Source organism: Streptomyces sp. 4N509B (assembly GCF_052245655.1).
Lineage (GTDB): Bacteria > Actinomycetota > Actinomycetes > Streptomycetales > Streptomycetaceae > Streptomyces.
Window position 1 is genome coordinate 14,093 of the sequence record NZ_JBQQBZ010000003.1, and the last position, 18,228, is coordinate 32,320.

Annotated in this window: 16 protein-coding genes; 7 read left to right on the forward strand and 9 right to left on the reverse strand. The window is 74.8% G+C overall.

Annotated features, from left to right (window positions below; all coding sequences use genetic code 11):
• Nucleotides 1-197: 197 nt before the first annotated feature.
• The 4 genes from pstC (at nucleotide 198) to pstS (ending at nucleotide 4,377) form a co-directional block, all read left to right on the forward strand.
• Entirely contained in the window at nucleotides 198-1,163 is a 966-nt protein-coding gene (gene pstC, locus ACTWP5_RS04375) for a phosphate ABC transporter permease subunit PstC (protein WP_443219369.1), read from the forward strand.
• Nucleotides 1,163-2,260, forward strand: a complete 1,098-nt coding sequence (gene pstA / locus ACTWP5_RS04380) for a phosphate ABC transporter permease PstA (protein WP_443219370.1) — start codon at nucleotides 1,163-1,165, stop codon at nucleotides 2,258-2,260. The genes pstC and pstA overlap by 1 nt, the downstream gene beginning before the upstream one ends.
• 41 nt (nucleotides 2,261-2,301) lie before the next feature.
• A complete protein-coding gene (pstB, locus tag ACTWP5_RS04385) occupies nucleotides 2,302-3,081 on the forward strand; it encodes a phosphate ABC transporter ATP-binding protein PstB (protein WP_443219371.1) in 780 nt (259 codons plus the stop codon).
• Nucleotides 3,082-3,324: 243 nt separating this feature from the next.
• Nucleotides 3,325-4,377, forward strand: a complete 1,053-nt coding sequence (gene pstS / locus ACTWP5_RS04390; protein ID WP_443219372.1) for a phosphate ABC transporter substrate-binding protein PstS — start codon at nucleotides 3,325-3,327, stop codon at nucleotides 4,375-4,377.
• A gap of 102 nt (nucleotides 4,378-4,479) precedes the next feature.
• Here the strand turns inward: pstS and ACTWP5_RS04395 are convergent, their stop codons facing one another.
• The gene (locus ACTWP5_RS04395; RefSeq protein ID WP_443219373.1) at nucleotides 4,480-4,758 is read right to left on the reverse strand and encodes a DUF397 domain-containing protein; all 279 of its coding nucleotides are present in this window, start codon (nucleotides 4,756-4,758) and stop codon (nucleotides 4,480-4,482) included.
• Nucleotides 4,759-4,776: 18 nt separating this feature from the next.
• Complete coding sequence (locus ACTWP5_RS04400) at nucleotides 4,777-5,628, reverse strand: helix-turn-helix domain-containing protein (RefSeq protein ID WP_443219374.1); 852 nt, start codon at nucleotides 5,626-5,628, stop codon at nucleotides 4,777-4,779.
• A 420-nt stretch (nucleotides 5,629-6,048) separates the two neighbouring features.
• On the opposite strand from ACTWP5_RS04400, the gene ACTWP5_RS04405 reads away from it, so the two are divergent.
• From ACTWP5_RS04405 to ACTWP5_RS04415, 3 genes are all read left to right on the forward strand, one after another.
• Entirely contained in the window at nucleotides 6,049-8,676 is a 2,628-nt protein-coding gene (locus ACTWP5_RS04405; protein ID WP_443219375.1) for a helicase-associated domain-containing protein, read from the forward strand.
• A gap of 17 nt (nucleotides 8,677-8,693) precedes the next feature.
• A complete protein-coding gene (locus tag ACTWP5_RS04410) occupies nucleotides 8,694-9,617 on the forward strand; it encodes an aminoglycoside phosphotransferase family protein (RefSeq protein ID WP_443219376.1) in 924 nt (307 codons plus the stop codon).
• Nucleotides 9,618-9,953: 336 nt separating this feature from the next.
• The gene (locus ACTWP5_RS04415) at nucleotides 9,954-11,654 is read left to right on the forward strand and encodes a DNA repair helicase XPB (RefSeq protein ID WP_443219377.1); all 1,701 of its coding nucleotides are present in this window, start codon (nucleotides 9,954-9,956) and stop codon (nucleotides 11,652-11,654) included.
• Between the two features lie 25 nt (nucleotides 11,655-11,679).
• Here ACTWP5_RS04415 and ACTWP5_RS04420 read toward each other — a convergent pair whose 3' ends face one another.
• From ACTWP5_RS04420 to ACTWP5_RS04450, 7 genes are all read right to left on the reverse strand, one after another.
• Nucleotides 11,680-11,901 (reverse strand): hypothetical protein, encoded by a 222-nt coding sequence (locus tag ACTWP5_RS04420; RefSeq protein ID WP_443219378.1) that lies wholly within the window; start codon nucleotides 11,899-11,901, stop codon nucleotides 11,680-11,682.
• Nucleotides 11,902-11,961: 60 nt separating this feature from the next.
• Nucleotides 11,962-12,813, reverse strand: a complete 852-nt coding sequence (locus ACTWP5_RS04425) for a hypothetical protein (protein ID WP_443219379.1) — start codon at nucleotides 12,811-12,813, stop codon at nucleotides 11,962-11,964.
• On the reverse strand, nucleotides 12,813-13,601 hold the full coding sequence (locus ACTWP5_RS04430) for a hypothetical protein (RefSeq protein WP_443219380.1): 789 nt from the start codon (nucleotides 13,599-13,601) through the stop codon (nucleotides 12,813-12,815). The genes ACTWP5_RS04425 and ACTWP5_RS04430 overlap by 1 nt, the downstream gene beginning before the upstream one ends.
• A gap of 90 nt (nucleotides 13,602-13,691) precedes the next feature.
• Complete coding sequence (locus tag ACTWP5_RS04435; protein ID WP_443219381.1) at nucleotides 13,692-14,939, reverse strand: FAD-dependent monooxygenase; 1,248 nt, start codon at nucleotides 14,937-14,939, stop codon at nucleotides 13,692-13,694.
• 26 nt (nucleotides 14,940-14,965) lie between these two features.
• Nucleotides 14,966-15,808: a response regulator gene (locus ACTWP5_RS04440; protein WP_443219382.1), complete on the reverse strand. Its 843-nt coding sequence runs from the start codon at nucleotides 15,806-15,808 to the stop codon at nucleotides 14,966-14,968.
• Nucleotides 15,805-17,193, reverse strand: a complete 1,389-nt coding sequence (locus ACTWP5_RS04445; protein ID WP_443219383.1) for a sensor histidine kinase — start codon at nucleotides 17,191-17,193, stop codon at nucleotides 15,805-15,807. The genes ACTWP5_RS04440 and ACTWP5_RS04445 overlap by 4 nt, the downstream gene beginning before the upstream one ends.
• A gap of 84 nt (nucleotides 17,194-17,277) precedes the next feature.
• Nucleotides 17,278-18,219 carry an ABC transporter permease gene (locus ACTWP5_RS04450; protein WP_443219384.1) on the reverse strand — a complete coding sequence of 314 codons (942 nt, stop codon included), beginning with the start codon at nucleotides 18,217-18,219 and terminating at the stop codon, nucleotides 17,278-17,280.
• Between the last annotated feature and the right edge of the window lie 9 nt (nucleotides 18,220-18,228).

The following is an 18,228-nucleotide window of genomic DNA, read 5'->3' on the forward strand; positions in this document are numbered from 1 at the left end:
GGACAGCGAACGGTCCGGGTGGCCGGCCCCCTCGGGTCACCACCCGGGCCCTGGCCGTCCGCGCGTCCCGCACCTCCCGGCCGGCACGCACCTCCCGCGCGTCCCGCACCTCCCGCGCGCCCGGCACCGAACGGGGCCACGGGCCCGTGAGGGGGCAGCCGACAGCCACGACACCCCACAAGAAAGGACGAGAGAGAGTGCCTCCCACGAAGGAAGCGGTGCGCGCCCCGAAGAAGGCGCGCAGCCGGGGAGCGCCACAGCGGCCGGGGGACCGCGTCTTCTCCGGTGCCGCGACCGGGGCGGGCGTGTTCATCCTCGTCATCCTGGCCGGCGTCACGCTCTTCCTGATCACCGAGGCGTGGCCGGCCCTGTGGGCCGACCCCTCCGAGATCGGGGACGACGGCGACGGCCTCCTGCTGTACGTCTGGCCACTGCTCTTCGGCACCCTGTGGTCCGCCGCGCTCGCGCTGCTGATCGCCGCGCCGATGGCGGTGGCCATCGCGTTGTTCATCACGCACTACGCGCCGCGCCGCGTGGCCGCCGTCCTCGGGTACCTGATCGACCTCCTCGCCGCCGTGCCGAGCATCATCTACGGCCTGTGGGGCATCGCGGTGCTGGCGCCCCGGACGGTGGACATGACCCGCTGGCTGGAGGAGAACCTCGGGTTCGTGCCGCTCTTCGACGGCCCCGCCTCGGCGACGGGCCGCACGATGCTGGTCACGGCGATCGTGCTGGGGATCATGATCCTGCCGATCGCGACGGCCGTCATCCGGGAGGCGTTCCTCCAGACGCCGCGCCTCCACGAGGAGGCGTCGCTGGCGCTGGGCGCCACCCGCTGGGAGATGATCCGCATGTCGGTGCTGCCGTTCGGCCGCTCCGCCATCGTCGGCGGGTCGATGCTGGGACTCGGCCGCGCGCTCGGCGAGACGATGGCCGTGGCGATCGTGCTGTCGCCCGCGCACCTGGTCTCGTTCGACCTGATCAGCAACGGCAACCCCTCGACGATCGCCGCCAACATCGCGCTCGACTTCCCCGAGTCCTCGGGCCTCGACATCAACACGCTGATCGCCTCGGGTCTCGTCCTCTTCCTCGTCACCTTCCTGGTCAACATGGCCGCCCGCGCGGTGATCAACCGGCGCCGTGAGTTCTCGGGAGCCAACTGATGTCCACCACCTCCCCCTCCTCCCTCGACGAGAAGCCCCAGGACCGGCGGCCCGCGCCGGCGCTGGCGGCCGTTCCGCTGACCCACGGCTCCCTGCCGCGTGCCGGCGCCCCCGTGACGCTCGTCGGCTCCGTGCTGCTGGGGCTGCTGCTGTACTTCGTGGGCCTGAACACGGCCCTGTGCGCGATCCTGGCCGCCGTCGGCTACACCGTGACGATCTACGTCTGGTCCCGCTCGGTCGAGGGCCGCCGCAAGTCGTTCGACCGCCTGGTCACGGCGATCGTCACCACGGCGTTCCTGCTGGCGATGCTGCCGCTGGTCTCCGTCGTCCTCACGATGGTCGACCGGGGCCTGGCCCGCTTCGACTCCGACTTCTTCAACAACTCGATGCTCGGCATCTCGGGCGCCGGCGGCGGCGCCCACCACGCGCTCTTCGGCACGCTGATCATCACGGCCCTGGCCGCGGCGATCTCCGTCCCCCTCGGCCTGATGACCGCGATCTACCTCGTGGAGTACGGCCGCGGCAGGCTCGCCCGCGCCATCACCTTCCTCGTGGACGTGATGACGGGCATTCCGTCGATCGTCGCCGGCCTCTTCGCGTACGCCCTCTTCCAGCTCTTCCTCGACCCGGGCGAGAAGACGGGCGCCGCCGGTGCCGTCGCGCTGAGCGTGCTGATGACCCCGGTGGTGATCCGCTCGGCCGAGGAGATGCTGAAGCTGGTGCCGAACGAGCTGCGCGAGGCGTCCTACGCGCTGGCCGTGCCGAAGTGGCGCACGATCGTGAAGGTCGTCATGCCGACGGCGCTGGCCGGGATCGCCACGGGCGTGACGCTGGCGGTCGCCCGCGTCATCGGTGAGACGGCGCCGCTGCTGATCGCCGCCGGCGTGACGACGGCGGACAACTTCAACCCGTTCGAGGGACCGATGATGACGCTCTCGGTCTTCTCCTACAACAGCTACGCGCACCCGAGCCTGGACGTGCAGGCGTACCAGGACCGGGCGTGGACGGCGGCGCTGCTGCTGATCCTCATCGTGATGGCGCTCAACCTCGTCGCGCGCCTCATCTCCCGGCTCTTCTCCCCCAAGACCCGCGGCTGACGGCGCCGCGCCGACGACCCGAGCCTGAAGAAGGAAACACTGTGGCCAAGCGCATCGAGGTCAAGGGCCTCGACATCTACTACGACAAGTTCCTCGCCGTGCAGGGCGTGTCGATGACGATCGAGCCGCGGGCGGTGACCGCGTTGATCGGCCCGTCCGGCTGCGGCAAGTCCACGTTCCTGCGCACCCTGAACCGGATGCACGAGCTGGTGCCGAACGCCCGCGTCGAGGGCAAGGTCATGATGGACGGCCAGGACCTGTACGGGACGAACGTCGACCCCGTGAACGTCCGCCGCCACATCGGCATGGTCTTCCAGCGGCCGAACCCGTTCCCCACGATGTCGATCTACGACAACGTGGCGGCGGGCGTGAAGCTGAACGCGCGGCGCATGAAGAAGGCCGACCTCGACGAGCTGGTGGAGCGTTCGCTGCGCTCGGCCAACCTGTGGGAGGAGGTCAAGGACCGGCTGGCCAAGCCGGGTTCCGGCCTCTCGGGCGGGCAGCAGCAGCGGCTGTGCATCGCCCGCGCCATCGCCGTGGCGCCGGACGTGCTGCTGATGGACGAGCCGTGCTCCGCGCTGGACCCGATCTCCACGCAGGCGATCGAGGACCTGATCCTGGAGCTGAAGTCCGACTACACGATCGTGATCGTCACCCACAACATGCAGCAGGCGGCGCGGGTCAGCGACACCACGGGCTTCTTCAACCTCCGCGCGATCGGCGAGCCGGGCGTGCTGGTCGAGGTCGACGAGACCACGAAGATCTTCTCCAAGCCCAGCAACCAGGCGACGGAGGACTACATCTCGGGCCGGTTCGGCTGACGCCGGACGGCCGTACGGCTCGGCGACGCGGCTGCTCGGCGACCGGACGGTCCTCGGACCGGGGGGTTTGAGGACCGGGCGGTCGGGCGGGCGGCGACCTCGCCGGCGGACGGGACGAAGCACATGCGGACAGGGCAACGGCGCGGGCAGCGGGGCGGACAGCGGCGCGGGCGACAGCGCGGGCCACGGCACGGACAGCGCCGCCGGCCCGTCGTCCCGGCCAGGGTGGCGACCCTGGCCGTGGTGGCGGTGGCCACGGCGACGGCGACGGCGGGCTGCCAGATCGGCCAGGACGACGGCCTCACCCTCACCCGGGGCACCCTCTCGGGCGACGTCACCGGGGCGGGCGCGACCTTCCCCGAGCCCGTCTTCCAGGAGTGGGTGCGGTACTACACCTCCGCCGTCGAGACGGGCGTCAGGATCGACTACGAGGCGATCGGCTCGGGCGGCGGCATCGAGCAGTTCCTCGAACAGGCCGTGGACTTCGGGTCCTCCGAGCGGTACCTGGAGGCCAGCGAGCTGGCGGTGGCCGAGGAGGTGCGGGGCTGCCCCGCGGTGCAGTTCCCCGTGATCTTCGGCTCGGTGGTGATCGCCTTCCACGACGAGGCGCTGGACGGCATGGTGCTGACGGCCGAGACGATCGCCCGCATCTACGACCGGGACATCCTCTACTACGACGACCCGGCGCTCGTCGCGCTCAACCCGGACATGGACCTGCCGCACCAGGAGATCCGCCCCGTCCACCGCTCCGACGGCTCCGGCACCACCTACGTCCTCAGCCACTACCTGGCGACCGAGGTCCCGTTCTGGGCCGAGCGGTACGCGGAGGGCACCGACATCGGCTGGCACGAGGACACCCTGGCCGGCGACGGCAACGACGGGGTCACCGCCACCGTGCACGGCACCGAGGGCGGCCTCGGGTACGTCAACCAGTCCTACGCGCTCCAGAACGGGCTGGCCACGGCGCGCGTCGTGAACGAGGACGGCGTCGCGATCGAGCCCGACCTGGCGGCGACGACCGCCGCCTCGGACGAGGCGGAGATCCCGGGCGACTTCCAGTTCAACCTCGACGACATCGGCGGCGAGGGGTACCCGATCGCGGGCGCGAACTGGATCCTCGCCTACGAGTGCGGGTACGACGAGGAGGTCGCCGCGTCCCTGCGGGACTTCTGGGACTGGGCGCTCACCGACGCGCAGGCCACGACCGTCGCCACCGACCTCGGCTACGCGCCGATGGGGCCGGAGCTGACGGCGCGCGTCCGGGACGAGATCGCCCGCGTCAACGCGACGCCGTAGAACGCGGTGCCGTGACGCGCGGTTACGTAGCGCGCGGTGCCGGCGGCGCCGGCGGCGCCGTGGCACCGGGGCCACGACGCCGCGTCGGCGTTCGCCGGTCGGTCAGGTCCGCCGGGTCGGCGACGTCCCGCTCAGTGGCGTCCAGCCCGCCTCGTTCAGCGCCGGCGCCACCACGACCACGTCGAAGTGCCCGGCGCGGACCGCGTCCATCAGCGCCGCGAGCCGCGCGGCGCTGGTGCGCAGCACGGCCGCGAACGGCGCGTCGCTCTCCCGGAACAGCAGCGACTCGCCGTGGCGCGCGACCTCCAGGCACCCCTCACCCGTGGTGCCGGAGAACGTGGACCGCTGCCATGACCGCCAGATCCCACCCGTTCGTGTCATGCTCCCCCCTCTCAGTCGTCACATCTCTCGTGCGATGTGGTGAATCAGTTGTCGGGACTCGTTCTCGTCCAGCGAAACGCTCCCCGTCTTCGCCAGGAAGTCCCTGTATCCAGCAATCTGTTCGTCGTTGTCGATGTACCGGCCGCCGATGGGGCCGTCAACCTGGACGGTGTCGAGCTGCGGCACCACGCCATCCGCGTAGATGACGGCCTGCGTCATCTCGTAGAACTGCTCGTTCGTGAACGGCACGACCCGCACGGTGATGTGCGCGCGCTCGCTCGCCGTCATCAGGTGTTCCAGCTGCTTGCGCGCGACCTGGCGCCCCCCGAAGCGCATGCGGAGCGCGGCCTCGTGGATGGTGGCCTCCAGCAGGGGAGGCTCCTCCCGGTCGAGGATGCCCTGCCGGCGCATCCGGTGCTCGGTGCGGGCGTCGACCTCCGCCGAGGAGAGGTCGTCGGCGCTGCTGAACAGCGCCCGCGCGTACGCCTCCGTCTGGAGCAGGCCGGGCATCGTCACCGTCTGGACCGTGCGCAGCGAGACGGCGTGGTGCTCCATCTCGGCGATGTCCAGAAATCGAGGGGCAAGGATGCTACGGTACTCGTCCCACCAGTGCTGACCCCGCCGCTCCCGCGCGATGGCGCACAGGGCGCTCAACAGCGCCTCGTCGGCGCACGCGTAGAACGCCGCGAGCCTCCGCACGCGCTCCTCGCTGACGCCGATCCGACCCGACTCTATGTGGCTGATCTTCCCCTGGTCGGTGCCGAGCATCTCCGCGGCCTCACGCGCGGTCCTGCCCGCGCGTTCCCGCAGCTTGCGCAGCTCCGCGCCCAGGCGCGCCTGTCGGACGGTGGGGTGCTCCCTCGGCGGCATCCTGTCTCTTGTCCTTCCGTCGACCGGCTCCAGAGTCTGCCGCTCCATCACCCCCCGCGTCCACTCGACCTGATGGCCGTACATATGCCGTGAGGTACGGACAATCCAGCGCGATACCCGCGTGACACCCGCCGCGCCGGGCGACGGCGGGAAGACGCCAGGTAGGCGTCCGGTGGGCGTGCGGCGGGCGTCGGGCGGGCGGACGGAAGGCATCCGAGAGGCGTCGGGCGGGGGCCCCGTGGAACGCCCGCGGGGCAGCGGAGGGCCCCCGGACACCCCCTCACCAGCGCCGCGACCCTCCGTAGCAACGTTATCCCTCACGGTGAGCCTGTCGTCGCGCTCCGTCCGGGACTCCGCTGTGCGCGACGTCTCCTTACACACATCTCCGCACGGAAGGCGCCGCCCGGTACCGTGGAGCGGATGACCCCTGGGACCAGCGGCCGCAGCGGCAGCGGCGGCGGGAGCGCCACCACCACACGGACGGCCCCCCGCACCCTCGCCGACGAGCTGCGCGCCCGCGCCGACGACGAGCTGGCCGGCCTCCTCCGCCACCGGCCCGACCTCCTCTCGCCGCTGCCCGCGGACCTCTCCCAGCTCGCCACCCGCGCCGGCACCCGCGCCTCCGTGCTCCGCGCCCTCGAACGCCTGGACACCTTCACCCTCCAGACCGCCGAGGCCCTCGCCGTCGGGCCGCAGCCCTGCCCGTACGAGGAGCTCGCCGCCCTCCTGCCGGGCGCCGACTGCGCCGAGCGGCTGCCGCACGCGCTGCGCACCCTGCGCCGCCGCGCCCTGCTGTGGGGCCCGCCCGAGGCGCCGCGCCTCGTCCGCACCGCCCGCGAGCTGTTGGCCCCCGCCCCCGACCGGCCCAGCTCGACGGGCCTCGGGCCCACCCTCGCCGAGGTCGCCGGCCGCCTCTCCCCCAGCCGCGTGCAGCAGCTGCTCACCGCCGTGGGGCTGCCCGCCACGCACGACTCGGTCAGCGCGGCGAGCGCGCTCGCCGCCCTGTTCACCGACCGCGAGCGGATGGCGGCCCTGCTCGACGAGGCGCCGCCGCGCTCCCGCGCCGTCCTCGAACGCCTCACCTGGGGCCCGCCCTACGGCTCCGTGCCCGCCCAGCCGGGGGCCGAGCTGCGCTGGCTCCTCGACCGCGGGCTGCTCGTGCCGCACACGGCCGGCACCGTCGTGCTCCCGCGCGAGGTCGCGCTCCACCTGCGCGGCCCCGACGGCGGCGCCCACCGCGAGCCGCGGCCGTTCCCGCCGGAGCTCACCGTCCGCGCCGAGCACACCCCCGCGTCGGCCGACGCCGCGGCCGGCACCGCCGCGCTCGCCGCGCTCGGCGTCGTCGACAAGCTGCTCACGGCCTGGCAGACCGACGGACCGCCCGTGCTGCGCGCGGGCGGTCTCGGCGTTCGGGACCTCAAGCGCACCGCCGTGACCCTCGACGTCCCGGAGCCGGAGGCCGCCTTCTGGGTCGAACTGGCCTACGCGGCCGGCCTCCTCGCCTCCGACGGCCAGGTCGACGAGCGCTACGCCCCCACCCCGGCCTACGACGCGTGGCTCGCCGAGCCGCCGCACCGCCAGTGGCTGGCGCTGGCCAGCGCCTGGCTCGCCACCACCCGCGTGCCCGGCCTCGTCGGCGGGCGCGACGCCAAGGGCCGCCTCCAGGCCGCCCTCGGCCCGGGACTGGACCGGGGACCGACCACCGAGGTGCGGCGCCGGGTGCTGACGCTGCTCGCCGAGCTGCCGCCGGGCACCGCGCCCGAGCCGGCGGCCGTGCAGCGGAGCATCCGGTGGGAGCTGCCACGGCGCATGCCGGAGGAGCTGCGCACCCTGCTCACCGGCGCGACGCTCGTGGAGGCCGAGCACCTGGGCCTCACCGGGCGCGGTGCGCTGGCCTCCTTCGCCCGCGCCCTCCTGCCCCCGCCGGCCTCCGACGCCGATGCCGACACTGGTACCGACGCCGGCACGGGCGCCCACAAGGGCCCCGACACCCGCCGTGGGCGCGAACCGGGCGCCGGGGCGGCCGTCCCCGACGGCCAGGACGCACAGACCGGGGAGGGCGGCCAGGACCCGCACGACGCGCAGGCGGCACGCCACGCCCGCGAGGCACGCGCCGCCGAACTCCTCGCGCCCCTCCTGCCCACCCCCCTCGACCACTTCCTCCTCCAGGCCGACCTGACCGCCGTCGCCCCCGGCCCCCTGGAGCGCGAGCTGGCCCAGGTCATGACGCTCGCCGCCGACGTCGAGTCCACCGGCGGCGCCACCGTCTACCGCTTCACCCCCGGCTCCGTCCGCCGCGCCCTCGACGCCGGCTGGAGCGCCGCCGAGCTCCACACCCTCCTCGCGGAACGCTCCCGCACCCCCGTGCCGCAGCCCCTGACCTACCTCGTCGACGACGTGGCCCGCCGCCACGGCCAGCTCCGCGTCGGCGCCGCCGGCTCGTACGTGCGCTGCGACGACGAGGCCACCCTCACCCAGGTCCTCGCCGACCGGCGCGCCGAGTCGCTGCGGCTGCGCCGCATCGCGCCGACCGTGCTCGTCTGCGACGCCGCCCCCGACACCCTCCTCGACCGGCTCAGGGACCTGGGCCTGGCCCCCGCCGCCGAGGCCGCCGACGGCGCGGTCCTCACCCTCGACGCCACCACGCGCCGCACCCCGCACCGCACCCCACCGCAGCCGGCACCCGACGCCTCGGGCACCGACCTCGAACCGACGCTGCTGGCCGCCGCCGTCCGCGCCATCCGCGCCGGCGACCACGCCGCCACCGCCGCGCCGCCCGCCCCGGCCGGCCACCGCACCGCGGAGCCCCCCAGCGGGCCGCCGCCGCGCACCACGGCCGCCGAGACCCTCACCACCCTCCAGTCGGCCGCCCGCGACGGCTCCCTGGTGTGGATCGGGTACGTCGGCGCCGACGGCATCGCGGGCCAGCGCGTCCTCGCGCCCGTCCGCGTCGAGGGCGGCTTCGTCACCGCCTTCGACCACACGGCGGAGGAGATCCGCACCTACCCCCTCCACCGCATCACCGGCACCCACCCCCTCCACGCCTAGGCGGTGACCCGAGCATCGTGATCAGCGTTCCCCCGGCCCTCGTCAGGCTGCACCGGCAGTGGAACGGCGACGCGGGCCTGGCCTGGGTCGACGCCCTCCCCGCGCTGGCCGCGACCATGCTGGAGCGCTGGTCCCTCACCCCGGCCGGCCCCACCCGCCACGGCGCCGTCGCGCTCGTCCTCCCCGTCACCAGGACCGACGGCACCCCCGCCGTGCTCAAGCTCCAGCCCATCGACGCGGAGACGGCCGGCGAGCCCGCCGCGCTCCACGCCTGGAACGGCGACGGCGCCGTCCGGCTCCTCGCCCACGACCAGGACTCCGGCACCCTGCTGCTGGAGACGCTCGACCCGGGCCGCGGCCTCGACCACGTGTCCGACCTCGACGAGGCCGTCACGGTCATCGCCTCGCTGCTGGCCCGCCTCACCGCCGTCCCGCCGCCGCCCGGCCTGCGCCACCTGCGCGACATCGCCGCCGGCCTGCTGGCCCGCACCCCCGCCGCGCTGGACCGCCTCCTCGACCCCGACGAACGCCGCCTGCTCGCCGACTGCGCGGCGGTGCTGCGCGAGGTCGCCCCCGAGCCGGGCGCGTCGCTGCTCCACTGGGACCTGCACTACCAGAACGTGCTCGCCCCGTCCCCCGCCGCCCTGGCCGACGGCCGCGAGCCGTGGCTCGCGATCGACCCCAAGCCGCTGGTCGGCGACCCCGCGTTCGAGCTGATGCCCGCCCTCCACAACCGCTTCGTCGACGACCCCGCCGACGTGCTGCGCCGCTTCGACCTGATGACGGACGTCCTCGCCCTCGACCGCGCCCGCGCAGCCCGCTGGACCATGGCCCGCGCCCTCCAGAACTCCGTCTGGTCCCTCGAGGGCGGCGCCGACGCCCTCGCCCCCGACCAACGCGTCATCGCCGCGACCCTGCGCGACCACCGTCTGGCCGGATGAACGCCGCGAACGGCGCACCGGCCCTGCTCAAGGGGAAACGCCCAGGCCCACACCGGGCCTCGCAACGGCGGCAGGCCGCTGGGCGGCCTCACCACTCCACCTGGTCGGCCGCCGTCACCAGCGCGTCGGTCACCGGCGGCGAGGGCTCGGTGTCGCCGTGGAACGCGGTGATGCTCGCCACCGTCCGAATCTGCCGGGCCTCCCGAACCGCACTACAGCACAACCCGACGGGTGCGCGGGCGGGACGGACCAAGCCGCCCGCGAGGTGCCACACTGGAGGCTTGGCCCACGTGAGCGGCCACGACCGATCCGCCAGTCCTGTGAGGAGGGGCGCACGTGCCAGGACCACTCATCGTGCAGAGCGACAAGACGCTCCTGCTGGAGGTGGACCACGAGGGGGCCGACGAGTGTCGGCGGGCGATCGCTCCGTTCGCCGAGCTGGAGCGGGCCCCCGAGCACATCCACACCTACCGCGTCACCCCGCTCGGCCTGTGGAACGCGCGGGCCGCCGGGCACGACGCCGAGCAGGTCGTGGACGCCCTCGTCACGTACTCCCGGTACCCGGTGCCGCAGGCCCTGCTCGTCGACGTGGCGGAGACCATGGCGCGCTACGGGCGGCTCACCCTCACCAAGCACCCCGCGCACGGCCTGGTGCTCTCCACCACCGACCGGCCCGTGCTGGAGGAGGTGCTGCGCTCCAAGCGGATCAAGCCGCTGGTCGGCGCCCGCATCGACGCCGACACCGTGGCCGTCCACCCCTCCGAGCGCGGCCAGATCAAGCAGACCCTGCTGCGCCTCGGCTGGCCCGCCGAGGACCTGGCCGGATACGTGGACGGCGAGGCGCACCCGATCGAGCTGGCCCAGGACGGCTGGTCCATGCGGCCGTACCAGACACAGGCCGTGGACGGCTTCTGGCACGGCGGCTCGGGCGTCGTCGTGCTGCCCTGCGGCGCCGGCAAGACGCTCGTCGGCGCCGGCGCGATGGCCACGGCGAAGTCCACGACGCTGATCCTCGTCACCAACACCGTCTCCGCCCGGCAGTGGAAGTCCGAGCTGGTGCGCCGCACCTCGCTCACGGAGGACGAGATCGGGGAGTACAGCGGGTCCCGCAAGGAGATCCGGCCGGTGACGATCGCCACGTACCAGGTGCTGACCACCCGCAGGAAGGGCGTCTACCCGCACCTGGAGCTGTTCGACTCCCGCGACTGGGGCCTGATCATCTACGACGAGGTGCACCTGCTGCCCGCGCCGGTGTTCAAGTTCACGGCCGACCTCCAGGCCCGCCGCCGGCTCGGCCTGACCGCCACGCTGGTGCGGGAGGACGGCCGGGAGTCCGACGTGTTCTCCCTCATCGGGCCGAAGCGGTACGACGCGCCGTGGAAGGAGATCGAGGCGCAGGGGTACATCGCGCCCGCCGACTGCGTCGAGGTGCGGGTGGACCTCACCGAGTCGGAGCGGCTGGCGTACGCCACGTCCGAGCCGGAGGAGCGGTACCGCTTCTGCGCCACGACGGACGCGAAGCGGCGCGTGGCGGAGACCCTGGTCAGGCGGCACGCCGGGGAGCAGACCCTCGTGATCGGCCAGTACATCGACCAGCTCGACGAGCTCGGCGAGCACCTCGGCGCCCCCGTCATCAAGGGCGAGACGAGCAACGCGCGGCGCGAGAAGCTCTTCAACGCGTTCCGCTCGGGGGAGATCAGCGTGCTGGTGGTCTCCAAGGTGGCGAACTTCTCGGTGGACCTGCCGGAGGCCACCGTCGCCATCCAGGTCTCGGGGACCTTCGGGTCCCGGCAGGAGGAGGCGCAGCGGCTCGGCCGCGTGCTGCGGCCGAAGGCCGACGGGCACGAGGCGCGGTTCTACTCGGTCGTCGCCCGCGACACCATCGACCAGGACTTCGCCGCGCACCGGCAGCGTTTCCTCGCCGAGCAGGGCTACGCGTACCGGATCATGGACGCCAGCGAGCTCGCGGACACCGGCGCCGGCCCCGTCGGCCCCGTCACCGACGCCGCCGACGAGGGCGAGCTGGACGGCGTGTGACGCCCGCGCCCGCCGCCACCTCCTGTCACGCGGGGTGACGGTCGGACGGGCTCCTGACGGGGCGGCGGTCGTGGACGCGCTCCTCCTCGACGCGGCCGAGCACGACGACCTCGAACACCACGCCCGCCATGACGCGGGCGGCGCGCAGCGCGTTACCCCACAGGTGCCGCGCGTGAGGGTTCGGTTCTCCGGCGGCGGCCGCCGAGGCCGTCGCGCCCGACATCGGGTTGACACTTACCGCACTCATGTGGTCAAGCGTGCGCCTCACCTGCGCGTTCCGGCATCGGTCGATCGGCCGATTCCTCCCTTACGGGACAGGACCGTCCGGGGGCAGGGTCGGGTAGGGGAAGTCCAGGAAGCCGTCGTCGAGCCCGCGCGGGTCACGCGGCAGCCAGCGGGCGGCGAGGGCCCGGACCTGGTCGGTGGGCAGGGGCGGGTTGAGCCGCTCCAGGTCGGGGTCGGCGTGGAGCTGGACCGCGCAGGCGAACGCGTTGACCGGCGCCAGGCGCGCCCAGCGGGCGGCGTCGATGCCGTGGCACGTCATGGCGCGGATGACGGCGTGCCAGATCGCGTAGCCCACGGGCGGGCGGCCGGTCATGACGTGCAGCGCCTCGGTGCGGGGGTCGTAGAGGACGCCCTGCGCGAACCACGAGAAGGCGCGGACGAGCCGGGTGTCGAGGCGCGGCACGGCGGGCGTGGCGTGGGGCGGGTAGACGGCGTCGAAGACGTCGAGCTGGACGCGGGACATCACCGCGAGGGGCTCCCGGACGGGCGCCGTGTACCGGGCGAACTCGCGCTCGTAGCCCGGGGTGACCGCGAGTCGACGCCAGGTGTCGAGGACGGTCAGGTCCCAGCCGACGCCGTAGTGGTCGATCATCGCGTGGTAGGCGTCGGTGAACTCCTGCGAGGGGTGGTGGAGGGTCGCCTCGTCGAGCAGGTACCACAGCTCGTTGGCGCGCCGGTCGCCGTGCATGCCGGGCAGCGGCGGGAGCACGGGCTGGTCCGTGGGGGACGGGGCGGGGGAGGCGGCGCGGGCCGTGCGGCCCGCCGCCGTGAGCAGGCCGGTCGCGGCCAGGGCCGCCGCCGCGCCCAGCACGGCGCGACGCGGGGTGGAGGAGGCGGGCGGGGTGGACGAGGCGGGCGGGGTGGGGCGGGCCATCAGCTCATACCCTCCGGGAACGGGAAGGACCGGAAGTCCTCATCGAGGCGGGTGACGTCCTTCGGCAGCCAGATCCTGGCCAGCTCGCGCACGGTCCGGCGCGGCAGCCCGGGGTTGGGCCGGTCCTGCGCCGGCCGGGCGGCCGTCTGGAGGGCCCAGGCGAAGGCCAGGGCCGGGGCGAGGCGCGCCCAGCGGTCGGCGTCGACGTCCAGCAGGATCATGGCCCGCATGTAGGCGAACCACGTGTGGTACCCGGGCGGCGGCTCGTCCCGCACGGTGTTCATGGTGTGGACGAGGAACGGCGCGTGGCCGCGCGGGTCGTAGAGCACACCCTCGCCGAACCAGCCGAAGGCGCGGGCGACGTCGTGGTGCCGCCAGGGGGCGTAGTAGCGGTCGAGGACGCCGAGTTGGAGGCGGGAGAGGGTCACCAGGCCCGCGCGGACGGGCCGCATCAGCTCCACGAAGCCGCGCGGGTAGTCCGGCTCCGCGGCGAGGGCGAGCCACTTCAGGCGCATGCCGCTCTCGATGTGGCCGATGTGGTCGGTGATCATGTCGTAGGCGGCCTGGGTCTGGTGGCTCGGCTCGTAGAGGGTGGCGAGGTCGAGCTGGTACCAGAACTCGTTGGCCACGCGGTCGCCGCTCATGCCCGGCACCTCGGGGAGCTCGGGCGGCCGGGGCGCGGCGGCCACGGGTCCGGTGCCGGCGAGGGCCAGCGCGGTGGTGGCGGCGGTCGCGGAGGAGAGCCTGACGAGCTGTCGTCGCGTGAGGGATGCGGTGCGTGATCGCACGGGGCGTCGCTCCTTGCCGTGTCGGAGGGGTGGTTCTCGCGTCGTTCTCGGAAGCCGTTCTCCGGGCGTCGCGGCTGCTCGGGCCGCGCGTCAGACGGTCTCGGGGAGGTCGTGGCGCTCGGGCTCCCGGAGCGCCGCCGTCACGTCGTAGCGGTGGATCCAGGAGACGTCGGCCATGACGCGCGAGACGCCTCCGCCGCCACCACCGGTCCCGCCCATCCGCTGCGAGCCGCCGCCGCGCGCGCCGCGCTGGACGCGGGCGGTGTGCGGGCGGCGCACCCGCTCGTAGCGCCGCAGTGCCGCCGGGCCCTCGCCCGGCGCCGACCCGGCGACGCAGTGGGCCAGCGCCACGGCGTCCTCCAGCGCCTGGCCCACGCCCTGGCCGTGGTGCGGCAGCATCGGGTGGGCCGCGTCGCCCAGGAGCGTGAACCGGCCGCGCCCCCAGCGGGCGAGCGGCTCGCGGTCGTTGAGCGACCAGCGCCCGACGGGCGCCCCCGTGGCGGCGGCGGCCGTCACGACGGCCCGGGCCTCGCCGGACCAGTCGGCGAAGACCCGTCGCAGCGTCGCGAGGTCCCCGGCCGCGTCCCAGGACTCGCGTTCGGGCCGTGACTCGGGGACCACCGCGACGAAGGTGAACGAGCGGCCGGCGTCGATGGGGCAGCACAGCAGGCGGGCGTCGCGGCCGGCCCACACGTGGAGGGTGTCGGGGGCCAGGTGGGGCAGCGCGTCGGACGGCACGGTGCCGCGCAGCGCGCACGAGCCGGCGAAGACCGGCCGCTCGCCGGGCGCGACGGAGCGCCGCACGACCGAGTGGACGCCGTCGGCGCCGACGAGCAGCTCGGCCTCGGCCGTCGTGCCGTCGGCGAAGCACAGCCGCACCGGGGCGTCGCCGGCGCCGCCGGGGGTGTCGTGGAACGCGACGAGGCGGGCGCCCAGCCGCACCACCCCGTCGGGGAGCCGCGCGGCGAGCAACGCGTGCAGCGCCGGCCGGGCGACGGTCAGGTGCGGCGCGCCGTACTCCTCCTCCCAGGCGTCACCCATGGGCGCCCGCGCGATCAGGCGGCCCGCGTGCCCGTCGCGCAGCTCCAGCGCCTCGGCGCGCACGGCCGTGCGGCGCAGCGGCTCCTCAAGGCCCCAGCCGCGCAGCACGCGCGTGCCGTTGGGCCCCAGGTGCATGCCGACGCCGGCCTCGCGCAGGCGGGGCGCCTGCTCGTAGACGCTCACCTCCACGCCCGCGCGGCGCAGCGCCACGGCGGCGGCCAGGCCCCCGATCCCCGCGCCGACGATCGCGACCCGGGGGCCGGGTCCGACGGCCGTCGCGTCCTCCCTGGTGGGCACGGTGGCCTCACTCCCTCCCTCGTCCCTCACGGTGACCCCTCACGGTGACCCTCGCGACGGCCCGGCTGGCGGCCGTCGCGGCGTCGCGGTCCCGAACCCGCCGTGACCAGGCCCGACTCGTAGGCGACGACGACCAGCTGGGCGCGGTCGCGGCAGTCGAGCTTGGTCAGCAGGCGGCTGACGTGGCTCTTCACGGTGGGCATGCTCAGGTAGAGGCGGCGCCCGATCTCGGCGTTGGACAGGCCGCGCGCCACGAGGGTCAGCACCTCCCGCTCGCGCGCCGTCACCCCGCCCAGGTCGAGGGTGAGGGGCGGGTGCGGCGGCTCGGGGCGGTTGGCGAACTCCTCGATGAGCCGTCGCGTCACCGACGGCGCCAGCAGCGCCTCGCCGGCGGCGACCACGCGGATCGCGGCGAGCAGCTCCCCCGGCGGCGTGTCCTTCAGCAGGAAGCCGCTGGCGCCCGCGCGCAGCGCCGCGTACACGTACTCGTCGAGGTCGAACATGGTCAGCATCAGGACCCGGACGCCGGCCGACGCGGGCGAGGCGTGGATGAGGCGGGTGGCCTCGATGCCGTCCATGTCGGGCATCCGGACGTCCATCAGCACGACGTCGGGCGCGAGCCGGAGGGCGGCCTCGGCGGCCTCGCGTCCGGTGGCGGCCTCGCCGACGACGCTGAAGCCGGGCTCGGCCTCGATCAGGACGCGGAAGCTGCCGCGCAGCAGCGCCTGGTCGTCGACGACGAGCACACGGATGCCGGAGCCAGGGCCGACGCCGGGGCCAGGGCCGGGGCCCGCGGCGGTGCCCGGCGTGGTGCCGGGGGCGGTGTCGGGTGGCGTGGCGGCGTCGGCACGCGTCTGGTGCGTGGTCATGGGCGGGGCTCCCGGGTGTCGCTGACGGGTGCGGCCCCGGTCCGCGCCGTGGCGTGCCCGCCCGGCGGGTCGGGCATGGCGGGCGGCTCCGGCGGCGTCGCCCGGGGGACGACGGGGGAGGCGGGCGCCTCGTGCGGGATGCGGGCCAGGACACCGAAGCCGCCGCCGGGGCGTGGTCCCGCGGCGAACTCCCCGCCGAAGACCGCGATCCGCTCCCGCATGCCGACGAGCCCGAGGCCGCAGCCCGGCTCCCGAGGCGGCGCCTCCGCCCGGAGCCGACCCTCCCGCCCCCGGTCCCGGTCCCGGTCCCGATCCCGGTCCCGGCCGTGGTCCCTGCCGTCGTCGGTCACCTCGATCTCCACCTCTCGCCCCGTCCGCCGCACCGTGACCCGGCAGTCCGTCGGCGCGGCGTGCCGGGCCGCGTTGGTCAACGCCTCCTGCACGACCCGGTACACGGTCAGGCCGACCGACTCCGGCAGCCCCTCCGCGCCCCGCACGTCCATCGACACCCGCAGGCCGGACGCGGTCGCGTCGCGCGCGAGGGCGAGCAGCCCGTCCCGTCCCGTCGTGGGCCCACGCGGCGCCGTCTCCTCGCCGCCCGGCAGGTCCCCCGACCGCAGCAGCCCGAGCACGTGCCGCATCTCGCGCAACGCGCCCCTGCTCGTGTCCTCGATAACCCGCAGCGCCTCGCTCGCCTCCTGGGGACGGGTGGCGACCACGTGGTTGGCGATCGCCGCCTTCACGGCGATGACGCCGATGCTGTGGGCCACCGCGTCGTGCAGCTCCCGCGCGATCCGCAGCCGCTCGTCCGCGACCGCCCGCTCCGCGAGCCGTTCGGCGGCACGTGCCGCGTACGCCTGCCGTTCCCGCACGGCCGTGCCCAGGGCCCAGCTGCCGGCCAGCAGCGCCCAGCCGATGACGATCACCCCCGGGCCCCGCGCCCACCAGGCCTCGGGCAGCACGTCCGGCTGCGGCCCGACCAAGCCCGCCGCGGCCAGCAGACCCGCGCCCGTCGCCGGCAGCCACGGGCCGGTGGGGCGCGCCAACGCCACCGGGTACGCGGCGAACGCCACGGCGAGGAACGGCTCCCGCACCGTCCACAGCAGCACGCCGACGACGGCCGCCGCCAGCACGACGGCGAACACCGGCCGCGGCCACACACGGCGCACGGCCAGCGGCAGGCCCCCCGCCAGGATCAGCAGGTCCGCCACCGCTCCCGGCACCTCGCCGCGCGGGCCGCCCGCCTCGGGGTCGGTGTGGCGCACCACCAGCAGCAGCGTCGCGTAGGCCAGCGCGAGCAGGCAGTCGAGCGCGACGAGCTGGGCGTCCGTCAGCCGGCCGCCGGACCACGGGCGCACCCGCGCCAGGTCGGCTGTGAGGTTCATCGTTCGACCCTAGAAGGGCCACGGGGCCCTCCGCCTCGGTCCCGGGTACCCCGGACCAGGGAACGAGCAGCGCGGCCACCGCCCTCACGCCCCCTTCGCGAAACGACGCGCCGCCACGGTGAGCGCCAGCGTGCCGAGGGCGAGGACGAGGCCGAGCTCGACGAGGACGGGCGGGGTCCACCCCCACCACTCGGGGCTGGCCATCCGCTCGCCCCCCGCCGCCGTGGCGGCGGTGCCGGTGCCGGAGCCGGAGTCGGGCAGCGTGCGGCGCAGCGCGTCGACGGCGTAGGTGAGGGGGTTGAGCCGCACGACGAGGCCGAGCCAGCCCGGCAGTCCGCTGGCGGGGAACATCGCTCCGGAGAGGAAGAACAGCGGCATCATGCAGAGGTTGACGACCACCTGGAACGTCTCGGGCCGCCGGATGCAGACGGCGGCGACGACGCCGAGGGCGGTGAAGGCGAAGGCGGCCAGCGCGAGTTCGAGGAGGACGAGCAGGAGCGCGGGGTCGTAGCGGACGTCGGCGGCGGGCGCGAGCACGAGGACGAGCGCCCCGTAGAGCGCGCCGGAGGTCGCCCCGCCGAGGCAGACGCCGAGGAGGATCGCGCCGCGCCGCACGGGCGCCACCAGCATCTGGCGCAGGAAGCCGGAGGCGCGGTCCCACACGAGGGAGGCGCCGACGGCGACGGCCGGCGCCTGCACCGACATCAGCAGCACCCCGGGGAAGAGGAAGGCGCGGAAGTCCCGCAGCGCGTCGTGGGAGCTGTCGGAGAACGCGGCCTCAAGGCCCGTGCCGAGCACCAGCAGGAACATCAGCGGCGTCACCAGGCCCATGGCCAGGCGGACGCGGTTCCTGCCGAAGCGGATCGTCTCGCGCCGCCACAGCACGGCGACGGTGCGCAGCTCGTGGGCGAACGGGACACCGCCGCGGGTGGCCGGGACGGTGACGGCGTCGGCGGTGTCCCCACTCGTGGGGGCGTCGGTGGCGTGGGTGGTGCCGCTCCTGGTGGTGCGGCTGGGACTGGCCATGGTGGTCGC